Source organism: Bradyrhizobium sp. SZCCHNR1093, assembly GCF_032381175.1.
Taxonomy (GTDB): domain Bacteria; phylum Pseudomonadota; class Alphaproteobacteria; order Rhizobiales; family Xanthobacteraceae; genus Bradyrhizobium.
Window position 1 is genome coordinate 1 of sequence record NZ_JAUHJJ010000002.1, and the last position, 13899, is coordinate 13899.

Sequence of the window (13899 nt, forward strand, 5' to 3'; positions counted from 1 at the left end):
ATCCTCCGAGGGCCGGATGGTTCGGAAATCCAATCCTAACCCTTCTTGACCACCCGCCGCCCCATAGGATCTGTGGTACCTGCCGCCTGCATTTTTTTCTGCAGGCGGGCCGCAGGCCTCAGCCGAGGCCTGGCCTTCCCTGCGCCCTCTATTTGCAGAGGGCGGATGAATGGGCAAAGCTCGGACGCGAGATGCGTCGCGAGAACGATGATGTGCGGCGTGAGTACAGGATCCATCGTATTGCACTTCGTCCGCTGGCGCGTTGTCGGAAGCTTGCCGGGACGACAGCGGGCCAAACATCGGCAGGCGAGGCGAGCCGCAAGGACAAGGTATTGAACGTCGAGAGCAGCACAAGAGACAGCGAGCGGATGACTGGGGAGCAGTCGAACTGCATGCCTTCTCAGCTAATTCAACACCCGCTTGCCGTCGGGGCTGTCAAGCGAGAAGGCTGGCACGGCGATGTCGAAGTGCTCACCGCTCTCGCTCTCCATCTGGTACGAGCCGGCCATGAAGCCGGACGCGGTGGTGAGCGGGACGCCGGAGGTGTATTCGAAGCGCTCGCCCGGCGCGAGCACCGGCTGCTCGCCGACCACGCCCTCGCCGCGGACCTCCTGCTGCCGGCCGATCCCATCGGTGATGATCCAGTGCCGGCTGCGCAGCCGCACCGTCTCCTCCCCGCTGTTGGTGATGACGACGGTATAGGACCAGAACCAGCGGCCATCGGCCACCGACGACTTCTCAGGCAGGAAGTTCGGTTCGACGGTCACTTCGATGTGGCGAGTCACGGCGCGATACATGGTGGCATTGTAGCGGAAACCAGCGCCGGAACCAATCGGGACGCCATCGTGCTTTCAACACAGTTCCGCATTATGGCACCAGAATCGCGGACTCTGTCGCCCGTATGCGCGATCCGTTCCTTGGGCTCGGATCGGGCGCGGCTGGCAGCACCCTGGCGGTGATCGCCCTGTCCTGCGTCGTGCGATCGCCACCAGCCGTCCGCCAAGGTCGAAAAACTGGGCACGGCCCAGCTGATAAGTCCTTCATCGCTTGCGCGAAAACTGCGCAGCCCTACATTTCCCCTGCCGGGCCTCGAGGGCTGGCAGCTTTGACGCGGTGCCTGATGACGTCGATTGTCGATCGCCTTGCCGGACCGTCCGCCCCCGCAGCCAGCGCCGCACCCGCGCCGGCTACGGAGACTGCCGCTGCGGCGAGCGCGGCTGCACCCGCGGTTGCATCTGCATCTGCCGTCGCGGCTGCGCCGGCCGTCACCGCTGCACCCGCCAACACCGCCACCACCGCCGTCCCTGCGATCACCTTCCCGGCGGTCGGCGAGCGCGAACTGCGGCTCGACCTGTTTCGCGGGCTGGCGCTATGGCTGATCTTCATCGACCATCTGCCGCCGAACCTGCTGACCTGGTTCACGCTCCGCAACTACGGCTTCTCCGACGCCACCGAGATCTTCATCTTCATCTCAGGCTACACGGCGGCGTTCGTCTACGGCCGGGCGATGCAGGATGCCGGTTTCATCGTCGCAACCGCGCGCATCCTGCGCCGCGTTTGGCAGATCTACGTCGCCCACGTCTTCCTGTTCACGATCTTCCTCGCCGAGATCTCCTACGTCGCGACCAGCTTCGAGAACCCGCTCTACACCGAAGAGATGGGAATCATGGATTTTCTCAAGCAGCCGGACGTGACCATCGTGCAGGCGCTGATCCTGCGCTTCCGCCCCGTCAATATGGACGTGCTGCCGCTCTACATCGTGCTGATGTTGTTCCTGCCGTTGATCCTGTGGCTGATGCGCTGGCGGCCCGACGTGACGCTAGGCCTATCCGTCATTCTCTATGCCGTGACCTGGGAGCTCGATCTCTATCTGACGGCCTATCCCAACGGCTTCTGGGCCTTCAATCCGTTCGCCTGGCAATTGCTGTTCGTGTTCGGCGCCTGGTGCGCGCTCGGCGGCGCGCGGCGCATGTCGCGCATCATCAACTCGCCGATCACGCTCGGGCTCTGCGTCGCCTATCTGGTCGCGGCCTTCTGTGTGACCCTGACCTGGTACATTCCGCAGCTCGGCCATCTGATGCCGCGCCGAATCGAGCAGTGGATGTATCCGATCGACAAGACCGACCTTGACGTGTTGCGTTTCGCGCATTTTCTCGCACTCGCAGCACTCACCGTGCACTATTTGCGCAAGGATTGGCCGCTCTTGAAGTCGCCGTGGCTGCGTCCGCTGATTGTCTGTGGGCAACACTCGCTCGAGATCTTCTGTCTCGGCGTGTTTCTGGCGTTTGCGGGCCACTTCGTCCTTGCCGAAGTGTCCGGCGGCGCCATGATGCACGCGGTGATCAGCCTTTGCGGCATCCTCATCATGTGGGGGGTGGCGTCGTTGATTTCGTGGTACAAGCGTGAGGCCGATAAGGGCGCGACGCGAAAAGGTGCGCGCAGCAACGCCGATCTGGCGGGAGGGGGCTGATGAAGTCCGTCTCGTGGTTAAGGTTTGGTATCGCAGTGCTGGCTGTTTCGCTGGCGGCCTCTGCGCGCGCGGAAGAGGCGCCGCAGAACTGCGAGGTGCCGGCCTACCTGCTGACCACCGAGAGCCCGCTCCCGAAGGTTGCAGACGCCGTCAAGAACGGCCGCACGCTGGATATTCTCGTCGTCGGAAGCAGGTCATCCTCCATTGTCAGCACGTCCGACGCCAATGCCTACCCCGCCCGTCTGCAGGCTGCGTTGAAGGACAAGCTGCCAACCGTCGCCGTCAATCTCAGCATCGAGCTGCAGCCCAAGAAGACGGCCGAGGAGGTCGCGGGCAATCTCGTTAAACTGGTGGAAGGAAAAAGGCCTAATTTGGTCATCTGGCAGACCGGCACGGTCGACGCCATGCGGTCGATCGATCCTGATGAGTTCCGGCAGGCGGTCGACGACGGTGTGGCGACGCTGCAGAAAGCGGGAGCTGACGTCGTCTTGATGAACCTGCAATACAGTCCGCGGACGGAGACATTGATCTCCGTGCCGCCCTATGTCGACAACATGCGTGTGGTGGCGCAGCACCGGGACATTCCGCTGTTCGATCGGTTTGCCATCATGCGGCAATGGAACGAGCAGGGCGATTTCGACCTGTTCAATCCGACGCACGGAGTCGAGCTGGCCAAGCAGGTTCATGACTGCCTCGGCCGGGCGCTGTCGAAGTTCATCATCGACGCGGCGCATATCGGGCCGGCGCAGCAGAACTAGGGTTATGTCGTTCATGACGTCGAATGAGTGTCACCGCGTCTCCGGGACATGGGAGAAGCTTTCGGCCGTTGCGGTCATTGCCATTGCCATCGCCCTCGCGCTGAGCCCGCAGAAGCTACGGGCGCAGAGCGCAGCGCCGGCTGCGCCCGCCGCGCTTTCCGATGTGGAGAGCTCCGATCCAAAGGCTCCGCTGATCAGCGGGCTGCGACCGAGCATCGGTCACGTCACGGTGGCGCAGGCGAGCGATCAGGTGCCCGGGCCGATCGCCGTGGCGCGCCCGGCGGCCACGACCTCGCCGCCTGCGGCGACGACCGCGCCGGCCATGACGGATGCACAGCCGCCGGCTGCAGCCGGGCAGGCCGTCGCGGCGACGCCGCCGTCGCGCAGCATCACCGAGCGGGCGATCGACAAGGTCAAGCAGGTCGCGAAGTCGGCCACCGACATCTTCAACCGCGTGCCGTGCCTGACGCCGAAGGGCGTCGCCAAGAAGAATTTCATTTCGCTGCCGCACGTCGCCAACAAGCTCGCCTCCGGCCTGCCGGTCGTCATCGTCGCCTTCGGCTCGTCGTCGACGCAGGGCTATGGCGCGAGCGCGCCGGACTACACCTATCCGAATCGGCTTGCCGCGCAGCTGCGCCGGCAATATCCGATGGTCGACATCAGCGTCATCAATGCCGGCGTCGGCGGCGAGGATGCGCCGGAGATGATGAAGCGGCTGGAGACGTCGGTGATCGACCGGCATCCGGATCTCGTGATCTGGCAGGTCGGCACCAATGCCGTACTGCGCGATCTCGATCCCGCCGAGACCGCCAAGCTGGTCGATGACGGCGTCGCCAAGATCCAGGCGGCGGCCTCCGATGTCGTGCTGGTCGACCTGCAATATTCCCCGCGCGTCAACGAGCGCTCGGAGAACGCCAGCCGCATGAACAAGCTGCTCGGGCGTATCGCCGAGCTGCATCACGCCGGCATCTTCCCGCGCTTCGAGGTGATGCGCGACTGGCACGAGCGGCAGGCGATCCCGATCAACGAGTTCGTGATCTCGGACGGTCTGCACATGAGCGATTGGGGCTATGCCTGCTTCGCCCAGCTGCTCGGCGACGACATCATCCGTTCGGTCGGCCAGGTCAAGCTCGGCATCAACACGCCGGCCAACGTGCTGACCTATCGGCCGATGTGAGAGTGGCGAGTAGGGAATAGCGAGTAGCGAATAGGATGCAATCGGTACGCCCTATTCGCCATTCTCTATGCGGCCATTCGCTACGCGGCCCTCAGGGCCGCATCCAGATCCTCGATCAGGTCGTCGGCATGCTCGAGCCCGGCGGAGAAGCGGATGAAGCCCTCGCTGATGCCGAGCTCGGCGCGTGCCTCCGGCGTCAGCCGCTGATGCGTCGTCGTCGCCGGATGCGTGACCAGCGTCTTGGCGTCGCCGAGATTGTTGGAGATGCGCGCGAGCTTCAAGCCGTTGAGCGTACGGAAGGCGCTGGTCTTGCCGCCCTTCACCTCGAAGCCGACCAGCGTCGAGCCGGCGCGCATCTGCTTGCGCACGGTCGCCGCCTGCGGATGGTCCTCGCGGCCGGGATAGATCAGCCGCGAGATCTTCGGATGCGCCGCGAGAAAGTCGGCCACCTTCGCCGCCGTCTCGGTCTGCGCGCGCACGCGCACCGCCAAGGTCTCCAGGCCCTTGAGCAGGACCCAGGCGTTGAACGGCGAGATCGACGGACCGGTCTGGCGCATGAAATTGTGGATGTGCTCGGCGATGAACGCCTCCGACGACAGGATCACGCCGCCGAGGCAGCGGCCCTGGCCATCGATGTGCTTGGTCGCGGAATACACCACGACGTCGGCGCCGAGCGCGAGCGGGCTCTGCCAGATCGGGGTCGCGAACACGTTGTCGACGATCAGTCGCGCGCCACGGGCGTGCGCGATCTCGGCGATCGCGGGAATGTCCATCACGTCGAGCGTCGGATTGGTCGGGCTCTCCAGGAAGCACGACTTGGTGTTCGGCCTGACCGCCTTCTGCCATTGGTCGAGGTCGAGCCCATCGACCAGGGTCGATTCGATGCCGTAGCGCGGCAAGAGATCTTCGACGACGTAGCGGCACGAGCCGAACAGCGCCTTGGCGGCGACGACGTGATCGCCGGCACGGAGGGGAGCGAGGATTGCCGTGGTGACTGCGGCCATGCCGGTTGCGGCCGAGCGGCAGGCCTCGGCGCCCTCGAGCTCGATCATGCGGCGCTCGAACATTGCCGTGGTCGGGTTGGAGAAGCGCGAATAGATGAAGCCGGGATCCTCGCCCTTGAAGCGCGCCTCGCACTCCTCGGCGGTGGCGTAGACGAAGCCTTGCGTCAGATAGAGCGCCTCGGCGGTCTCGCCGAATTCGGAACGCAAGGTGCCGGAATGCACCAGACGGGTTTCAGGACGATAGCGGGCGAACGACGCCGGGGCCTTCGCGGGGGACTTCGACATGTGACCTCCATCGTGACCACCGCCTCCAGCGATGGGCACAAAAAAACCGGCCTGGGAAAACTCCTCACGGCCGGGATCACAATCGTCCCCGGCCTGTTTAGCGACTTATTTAACGTGGCTGCAAGCCGGCCGGCTCAAATCACCACGGGATAAGTCGTGCTCATAGTCGCAACCGGCCTTTCCGTCAAGCCAGCCATCGGATAACCGGTAAAAAGACCCTATATAGGCTCGATAAGCCGCCGTTCCGGCGCCTGCAAAGGATCAGGTCTTGCCGTTTTCGCTCAGCCCCGACGCCCACGGCATCCTCCCCGATCGCATGATCGTGGCGATGGCGGAGGCTGGCCTGATCATCCCCGCATACGATTTTGTCGAAAGCCAGATCCAGCCGGCGAGCCTGGACCTGCGGCTCGGCGACATCGCCTATCGCGTGCGGGCAAGCTTTCTGCCCGGGCCGGGCGCGACGGTCGCCGAGCGCATCGACGAGTTGAAGCTGCACGAATTCGCGCTCGCCGACGGCGCAGTGCTGGAGACCAACTGCGTCTACATCGTGCCGCTCTTGGAGAGTCTCGCGCTGCCGAAGGACATCGTCGCGGCCGCCAATCCGAAGAGCTCGACCGGGCGGCTCGACGTGTTCACCCGCGTGATCGCCGACGGCACGCGACGGTTCGACATGATCGGCGCGGGCTATCACGGCCCGCTCTACGCCGAGATCAGCCCGAAGACGTTTCCCGTTTTGCTGCGCGAAGGCTCGCGCCTGTCCCAGGTCCGCTTCCGCTACCGCGACGCGGTTCTATCGGAGGACGAACTGATCGCGCTGCATCAGGCCGAGCGGCTCGTGGATCGCGATGATGCGGATCTCGTCGGCGGCGTCGCTCTTTCCGTCGACCTGTCCGGCAGCAATGCCAACGGCTATGTGGGCTATCGCGCCAAGCGCCATACCGGCGTCGTCGACGTCGACCGCCGCGCCGGCTATGCCGTGGAGGAGTTCTGGGAGCCGATCAAGGCGCGACCCGACGGCAGCCTCATTCTCGATCCCGGCGAGTTCTACATCCTGGCTTCGAAGGAGGCCGTGCAGGTGCCGCCGGACTACGCCGCCGAGATGGTGCCGTTCGATCCGCTCGTGGGCGAATTCCGTGTCCATTATGCCGGCTTCTTCGATCCCGGCTTCGGCTATGCCGGCGCCGGCGGGCAGGGCTCGCGCGCGGTGCTCGAGGTGCGCTCGCGCGAGGTGCCGTTCATCCTCGAGCATGGCCAGATCGTCGGCCGCCTCGTCTATGAGAAGATGCTGGCCCGGCCGAACGCGATGTATGGCAGCCGCATCGGCTCCAACTACCAGGCCCAGGGCCTGAAGCTCTCCAAGCACTTCCGCCTCTAGGCCCGGCTGCGCGCTGACCGCGCACCCGCAATGCGCCCGCTGCACGGGGCGCGGCCCGGCGGTGTGCTAGGAGGAACGACAAAGGTCCCGCCAGATGGCGCGGCCAAACGGGGAGCGAGCATGTCCGAGATCGGCTTGGCCGACAGTCCGGTCGGCGAGGGGCGTACGTTGCCGCCCATCGCGAAGCCGGTTCGGAATGCGCTCGTCGACGGCCCCATTCTGCGCACCCTGCTGTCGCTGGCCTGGCCCAACATCATCGCGAACACGGCAGGCACCTGCGTCGTCATCGCCGAGACCTCCTATATCGGCCGGCTCGGTATCGAGGCGTTGGCGGCGATGGCACTGGTGTTCCCGCTGGTGATCCTGACCATGACGATGTCCGGCGGCGCCATGGGCGGCGGCGTGGCCTCGGCGATCGCGCGGGCGCTCGGCGCCGGCGACACCGAACGGGCCTCGACCCTCGCCACGCACGCGCTGCTGATCGCGCTATTGTTCGGCGCGACCTTCATGATCGGCATGCTGGTGTTCGGACCTGCCTTGCTGGAGGTGCTCGGCGGCCGCGGCGCGGTGCTGAGCCATGCCACGGCCTATCTGCAGATCTTCTTCGGCGGCGCCATCCTGCCCTGGCTGATGAACTCGATGGCCGGCATCCTGCGCGGCACCGGCAACATGAAGCTGCCGTCGTTCATGATCCTTAGCTCGGCCGTGCTGCAGATCGTGCTCGGCGGCACGCTGAGTCTGGGCCTCGGGCTCGGCATGCGCGGCGTCGCCGCCGGCGCGCTGCTGGCGTTCTGCGTCAGCATCTCGGTGATGGGCTGGTATCTGTTCTCCGGCCGCGCGCGCGTCCGGCCGAAGCTGCGGGGCCTCAAGATCAGCCGTGCGATGTTCGCCGACATCCTCAAGGTCGGCGCCATCGCCTGCTTCTCGCCGCTGCAATCAGTGCTGTCGATCGCGATCTTCACGCACATGCTGGCATCGTTCGGCACCGCCGTGCTGGCCGGCTACGGCATCGGCGCACGGCTCGAATTCATGGTGACCACTGTCGCGTTCTCCGTCGGCATGGCCTCGGTGCCGATGGTCGGCATGGCGATCGGTGCGGAAAGAATCGTGCGCGCCCGCCGGATCGCCTGGACGGCGGGGCTGGTCTCTTTCGCGTCGGTGGGTGCGCTGTCGACGCTGATCGCGATCGTTCCGCAATTGTGGGTCGACATCTTCACCCAGGACGAGAGCGCGCGCAGCGCGGGTCGGCACTATCTTCAGGTCGCAGCGCCAATGTATGCCTTCATCGGCCTGGCGATCTCGATGTACTTCTCCTCGCAGGGCGCAGCCAGGGTGATCGGTCCGGTGCTGGCACAGACGGTGCGGCTCGTCTTCATCGCCGCAGGCGGCAGCTATCTGCTGAGCCATGCCGCGACCGAGGGCGACTTCTTCATGCTGGCGGCGTCCTCGATGGTCCTGCTCGGAGTGCTGACGCTCGCCACCGTCATGCTCACCCGCTGGGGCCCGAAGCCGGCCGCAGCGCTGGAGCTGCGCCCGGCCGTGCTGGCGGCCGAGCTCGGCTCGGGGGCGCAGATCCCGCCATCTCCGCATGTCGGCTGACGGCTGCTCGGCTCGTCTAGGCGCGCAGCCCGCCTAGGGCGTCCTGCATCGCGCGCGTGCCGAGCGCCATCTGCTGCTCGATATAGGGCGCGATGGCGTGCGGCAGCACGTCGGTGATCCAGAGCATCCGGCAACCCTGCGCGCCGTCGGGGATGATCTGCACGGACGCGTTGTGATGCGTCACGCGTTCGCTCTCGATCGTGTAGACCAGACGCTGCTGCGCCTCGTCGCAACTGACGAGGCGTTCGCGCGCCACATTGCCGTTGGCGAAGGTCACGATCCGGACGTCGCCGTCGAGCTGGCAATCGACGACGAAGCCGGGCGCCAGCCGGGTATGAACGGCGCCGAAGTCGCGCACGGCGTCCCAGACGGCGGCTGCGGAGGCTGCGATCGGGATGTCCTTCTGAATCGATGCCATGGCCGGGACCTCACGGACACACGGCTTCGATGTTGTTGCCGTCGGGATCGATCAGGAAGGCGGCGTAGTAGGTCGGACTGTAGTCCGCGCGCGGCCCGGCGCCGCCATTGTCGCTGCCGCCGGCCGTCAGACCCTCGCTGTGGAATCTGGCGACCGCCGCGTGGTCCTGGGCGCGGAACGCGATATGGGCGGCGCCTTTGCTGGCGCCCTTGTCGAGATACAGCCACAGCGCCGGCTCCCCCTTCGGGCCGATGCCCGCCGACGCCTCGTCCTTGGAGCAGAGGATGTGGCCGAGCGGCGCCAGCGCCGATGTGTAGAAGCGTACGCTCGCGTCCAGATTGCCGACCTTGAGGCCGATATGATCGTACATCGATGATCTCCATGCTTCGCGTGCGGCCGTCGCACGCGCTGGGATCATCCAATCAATGGCGGCTCAGATGATCTTGGAGAATCTTGCGCTCGCCGCGCGACGCCTTGCGAAACTTCGCCGGCGACACGCCGGCAGCGCGCGCGAAGGTGCGGGTGAAATTCGACAGATCGGCAAAACCCGAATCGTAGGCGATGGTGGTGACCGGCGTATCCTCCTCGCTGAGACGCCGTGCGGCGTGCCGCAAGCGGGAGCGGATCAGATATTGATGCGGCGTCACGCCGATCGTGGCCGCGAACAGCCGCAGGAAATGGAACGGGCTGACGCCGGCCTCACCAGCCGCAGCCGCCAGATCGATGTCGCGCGCCGCATTGTCGTCGATCCACAATGCGCTCTCGACCGCGCGCCGGCGATCACGAAGGCTTGGCGTCGCCGCCCGTTCCTGCTGGCCCGTGGCGGTCGCGACGAAGCGGCTGGCGATGATCTGGCCAACCTCGTCCAGACCGAGGTCCTGCTCGCGCGCGGCGACGGCCTCCGCGAGCTCACCGAGGACCATGAGCTCCGGCAGCGGCGGCATCGCGCCAACCCGCCAAGCCTGCCTGTTGCCGCCGATCTCGTCGATGAGCGCATGATCGAAGAAGAATGACAGGCATTCGTCGCCGCAGACGTGATCGTGCGTGCACATGAACTCATCGCCGGGATGGCCCACCAGCAGCGAGCCGGTGACCAGCTCGAAGAAGCGGCCGCGGTGCCGACAGCCGAAGCTCCCCTTGCGCACATAGGACAGCGAGTAGCCGGAATACTGCTCGACATAGGGACGCTCGCCCGGAACCGCCGCACAGCGGAACTCGGAGACGGTGACGTCACGGCTTTCGAACAGGATGGTGGCGGTCATCCTGCAAATCTAGCGCATTGCGGATGAAAGAGGAGGGCTGCGTCCGAGATAATATCGCGCGCAGCGAGGCGCCCGCTTACAACGCGCGCGGCCGGTCGACCGCGAGAAACGCGTCGAACAACGTCAGGCCCGCATGAGGCCGTGCGCCTTCGAGCGACAGCAGCCGCCGCTTGGAGATGACGCCGCTGTTGGGCGACGGCTTGTCGAGGCCGTTGCCGATGTCGCGCACGCGGTGACAGGGAACGATCAGCACGAGCGCATTCTTGCTCAGCGCCTGCGCGATCGAATTCAGCGCCTTGGGAACGTGCAGTTCGTCTGCGATCGCGTCGGCGCTGCGCGTCTCGCCGCGCGGAATGGCACGAATGCAATCATAGACGCGCTGGTTGAATGGTGTCACGCCGCCGAGATCGAGCACGACATCGGAGAAGTCGACCTCCTGCCCGCGCAGCATGGCGGTGATGCCTTCGATGGCGAGTTCAATATTCGAACACGGGCGCTGCTCCCGCGCTTCGGGAAATTGGCGAAACAGGCGCCGCCGCGTCTCGATTTCCCGTGCTTCCGGCAGTTGTACGCCGGTGATTCCGGCATCGCTCCACGCAATGCCGCAACGGCCGAGGGCCGTATCAAAGATCGTATACCCACGCCCCATGACGCCACCCCAACCCCACGTCACATCATATCATCGTCACGATCGCCCGCATCAACTTTGTTTACAAAGTGTTAACAGCGCGGCGTGACCGGGGCGGGTTTGCCCTGATTTGGGTGATGGTTGTCAAGCGTCCCGTTGCGATCGTTGTCTGCGATCTCTGTCATCGGCATCGCGATCGCGGAATGCGGCGCAGCGCGCAGGCGAGGTGCGATCGACCAGAGGCGCTACGGCTGGCTCACCAATGCAGGCCTATCGCCAGCAAAATCAGGATCGTGCGCAAGCCACAGTTCGAGCAGGCTCAGGAAGGTCACGGCGATCCCGATCGTGATGCTGACATGCATCGCCGACGTATGCACGAACCCGAGCAGCCACGGAGCTGCAATCAGCCACAATCCAAGCGCGACCTTCAGCCACTCCTCCCAATCGGCAAACGCCAGGAGGCCGCCGAGCGAGAGCACGACGACGGCAGCCCCCGCCAACGCAGCATCGATCCGGCCGGCGCTGCCGACAAAGCCGAACAGCCAGGGCGCGACGGCAAGGAACAGACCGCAGCCGAGGGTGTAAAGGTCGAGCGCCGACGGGCCCGCCATGATGGCGAGGGCTTTCGAGGTTGCGGTCTGAGACGCGGGGCTGTGGCTCTGCATGATGTGAGCTCCCAGGACATTGACGGCGGACCTTGACGGCGCGGCGAAGCAGCGAGGGGCGCCGCCTCCAACGGGCAAAAGCGCGACCGGCCCGATCCGTTCCGGAGCCGGCGGTCGCGGCCGATCACGATCCGGAGATCAGGCCGATGGAGAACTATTGCGTCCGCCACTCTTGGGCCTGGCGGTGTCGCGGCAACAAGCCGCTTGGCGAAACGCATGGTCTCGGCTAAGCATTGGCGAACGCGGGCGTAGTTCAATGGTAGAACGGCAGCTTCCCAAGCTGCATACGAGGGTTCGATTCCCTTCGCCCGCTCCAATGCCGCAATGTCCTGCTGCTACGCTCTGCAAAATCAGCTTCGTACGGTAGCCGATGGCCGCAAAGCTGCCGCGCGTTTTGCATAGATCGCCTCGATCTCCTTCGCGAAGCTCCGCTCGATCGCCGGACGCTTGTTCTTCAACGTCGGCGTGATCAGGCCTTCCTGCACGGTCCACGGCTCCAAGGTCCAATGCACCGCCTTCGGCGTCGCGTAGGACGGATAGGCCTTCGCGGCTCGCGCAATGTGGCGCAGCAGAGAGGCCGCTTCGGCCTCGGTGCCGCGCTGGCCGTGCGCCGCGAGCCTCGCCTGCTGCTCAGCCCAGCCGTTGGCGTTGAGCACGACGATCGCGGTCAGGAACGGCCGGTTCTCGCCGATCACGATGGCCTGCTCGAACAGCGGATCGGTCAGGATCGCGGTCTCCAGATCGGCGGGCGCGATCTTCTCGCCGGTCGAGGTGACGAGGATGTCCTTGATCCGACCGGTGATGGTGATGCGTCCGCCGTCGATGCGGGCCTGGTCGCCGGTGTGCAGCCAGCCGTCGGCTTCCCTGGTGCGCGCGGTCTCCTCCGGCCGGTGCCAATAGCCGAGCATCACGTTCGGGCCGCGCACCATCAACTCGTCATTGTCGCCGATGCGCACCTCGATGCCCGGCAGGGCGCGGCCGACGGTGCGAGGGTCGTTGTCGTCAGGCGTGTTGACGCTGACGACGGGCGATGTCTCGGTCATGCCGTAGCCCTGCAGCACCTCGAGCCCGAGCGCCAGGAACAGCCGCACCACCGGCTCGGCGATCGGGGCGCCACCGCTGACGGCGACGTGCAGCCGTCCGCCGAATCGAGCCAGTATCTTGGCGGCGACCAGGCGTTGCAGCAGCGGCCACGCGATTCGGTCGAACGCTGAAAGTCTGGTTCCGCGCCCATGCTGCGCATCGAAGCGCCGGCCGCCGATCGCGATGGTCAGGTCGAGCAGCGCCCGTTCGAGCGGGTTTGCGATCGCGCGGTGATGCATGATGACCGAGTAGATCCGCTCATAGATGCGCGGCACGGAGATCAGGATGGTCGGACGGACCTCCACCAGATCTTCGGACAGCTGCTTCACCGAGCGCGCATAGGCGACGCAGGCGCCGATGGCGATCGGGTAGTAGTAGCCCGCAGTGCGCTCGAACGTGTGTGACAGCGGCAGGAACGACAGGAATACGTCGTCGGTATCGGCCGCCAGCCGCTGATGAATGGCCTTGAGGTTGGAGACGACGTTGTCGTGCGACAGCATCACACCCTTGGGCCGGCCCGTCGTGCCCGAGGTGTAGACGATGGCGGCGAGGTCGTGCGGCGCGATGGCGATCCGGGTGCCGGGAAGCGTGGCGTTGCCGGCTGCGTTCAACCACGCCTCCAGATCGACGAGGCGCGGATCGCCGGTCGGCTGGGTCGTTCGCCGGTCGGCGCAGACGATCCGCCGCAGGTCGGGCAGGGCCTCGCCGACCGCTGCGATCTCATCCCAGCGTGTGTCCGAATCGACCAGCAGCAGCCGGGCACCGGAATCGGCGAGTATGTAGGCGATGCTGTCGGCATTATCGACGGCATGCATCGGCACCGGCACCAGGCCGAGCGAGAGCGCGGCCTGGTCGATGGCGAGATGCGCGATCCCGTTCGGCATCAGGATGGCGACACGCTCACCCTGGGCGAAGCCGTCGGCCGCAAGCGCCCGCCGCCAGCGGTCGACGACGAGATCGATCTCGCGCCAGCAGAAGCTCGCCCATCGGCCGCTTCCTGCGTCGAAATGTCGGTAGGCCTGCTTGTCCGGGCTCCGTTCGACGCGCCAGCGCCAGAGTTCGGGCAAGGTGGTGATGGCGGCCAGCGTGCCGGTCGCCATGGCGTGATCATCGATGGGATTTGACTGCTGCACGCCCGTCTCCGGCGATCCTGAACTCGTCGCGAAGCAGAAGCT

13 protein-coding genes, 1 tRNA gene and 1 riboswitch are annotated in these 13899 nt (G+C 65.7%); of the genes, 6 read left to right on the forward strand and 8 right to left on the reverse strand.

Annotated elements, in window-relative coordinates:
* Window positions 1–404 precede the first annotated feature (404 nt).
* Complete coding sequence (apaG, locus tag QX070_RS05610; RefSeq protein WP_315735770.1) at window positions 405–797, reverse strand: Co2+/Mg2+ efflux protein ApaG; 393 nt, start codon at window positions 795–797, stop codon at window positions 405–407.
* 323 nt (window positions 798–1120) lie between these two features.
* Here apaG and QX070_RS05615 point away from each other — a divergent pair, with 323 nt between their 5' ends.
* From QX070_RS05615 to QX070_RS05625, 3 genes are read left to right on the forward strand one after another with little or no spacing between them, the layout of a single operon-like run.
* A complete protein-coding gene (locus QX070_RS05615; RefSeq protein WP_315735772.1) occupies window positions 1121–2470 on the forward strand; it encodes an OpgC domain-containing protein in 1350 nt (449 codons plus the stop codon).
* The gene (locus QX070_RS05620; protein ID WP_315735774.1) at window positions 2470–3228 is read left to right on the forward strand and encodes an SGNH/GDSL hydrolase family protein; all 759 of its coding nucleotides are present in this window, start codon (window positions 2470–2472) and stop codon (window positions 3226–3228) included. The genes QX070_RS05615 and QX070_RS05620 overlap by 1 nt, the downstream gene beginning before the upstream one ends.
* Before the next feature lie 13 nt (window positions 3229–3241).
* Window positions 3242–4405, forward strand: a complete 1164-nt coding sequence (locus tag QX070_RS05625) for an SGNH/GDSL hydrolase family protein (RefSeq protein WP_315735776.1) — start codon at window positions 3242–3244, stop codon at window positions 4403–4405.
* 80 nt (window positions 4406–4485) lie between these two features.
* On the opposite strand, the gene QX070_RS05630 is transcribed toward QX070_RS05625, so the two are convergent.
* Complete coding sequence (locus QX070_RS05630) at window positions 4486–5694, reverse strand: O-succinylhomoserine sulfhydrylase (protein ID WP_315735778.1); 1209 nt, start codon at window positions 5692–5694, stop codon at window positions 4486–4488.
* Between the two features lie 76 nt (window positions 5695–5770).
* Window positions 5771–5850: riboswitch (SAM riboswitch) on the reverse strand.
* Between the two features lie 112 nt (window positions 5851–5962).
* Between QX070_RS05630 and QX070_RS05635 the strand changes: the two genes are divergently transcribed.
* Window positions 5963–7069, forward strand: coding sequence for a 2'-deoxycytidine 5'-triphosphate deaminase (locus tag QX070_RS05635; protein WP_315735780.1), 1107 nt, complete (start codon window positions 5963–5965; stop codon window positions 7067–7069).
* 120 nt (window positions 7070–7189) lie between these two features.
* On the forward strand, window positions 7190–8668 hold the full coding sequence (locus tag QX070_RS05640) for an MATE family efflux transporter (RefSeq protein WP_315735782.1): 1479 nt from the start codon (window positions 7190–7192) through the stop codon (window positions 8666–8668).
* 16 nt (window positions 8669–8684) lie between these two features.
* Here the strand turns inward: QX070_RS05640 and QX070_RS05645 are convergent, their stop codons facing one another.
* From QX070_RS05645 to QX070_RS05665, 5 genes are all read right to left on the reverse strand, one after another.
* Window positions 8685–9086, reverse strand: coding sequence for an SRPBCC family protein (locus tag QX070_RS05645; protein WP_315735783.1), 402 nt, complete (start codon window positions 9084–9086; stop codon window positions 8685–8687).
* 10 nt (window positions 9087–9096) lie between these two features.
* A complete protein-coding gene (locus tag QX070_RS05650; protein ID WP_315735785.1) occupies window positions 9097–9456 on the reverse strand; it encodes a VOC family protein in 360 nt (119 codons plus the stop codon).
* A 52-nt stretch (window positions 9457–9508) separates the two neighbouring features.
* On the reverse strand, window positions 9509–10348 hold the full coding sequence (locus tag QX070_RS05655; RefSeq protein WP_315735788.1) for an AraC family transcriptional regulator: 840 nt from the start codon (window positions 10346–10348) through the stop codon (window positions 9509–9511).
* A gap of 76 nt (window positions 10349–10424) precedes the next feature.
* A complete protein-coding gene (locus QX070_RS05660; protein ID WP_315735790.1) occupies window positions 10425–10997 on the reverse strand; it encodes a methylated-DNA--[protein]-cysteine S-methyltransferase in 573 nt (190 codons plus the stop codon).
* Window positions 10998–11221: 224 nt separating this feature from the next.
* Complete coding sequence (locus QX070_RS05665; protein ID WP_315735792.1) at window positions 11222–11641, reverse strand: SPW repeat protein; 420 nt, start codon at window positions 11639–11641, stop codon at window positions 11222–11224.
* 242 nt (window positions 11642–11883) lie between these two features.
* Here QX070_RS05665 and QX070_RS05670 point away from each other — a divergent pair.
* Window positions 11884–11957, forward strand: a tRNA-Gly gene (locus QX070_RS05670).
* Window positions 11958–11991: 34 nt separating this feature from the next.
* Here the strand turns inward: QX070_RS05670 and QX070_RS05675 are convergent.
* A complete protein-coding gene (locus QX070_RS05675; protein ID WP_315735794.1) occupies window positions 11992–13857 on the reverse strand; it encodes an AMP-dependent synthetase/ligase in 1866 nt (621 codons plus the stop codon).
* Window positions 13858–13899 lie beyond the last annotated feature (42 nt).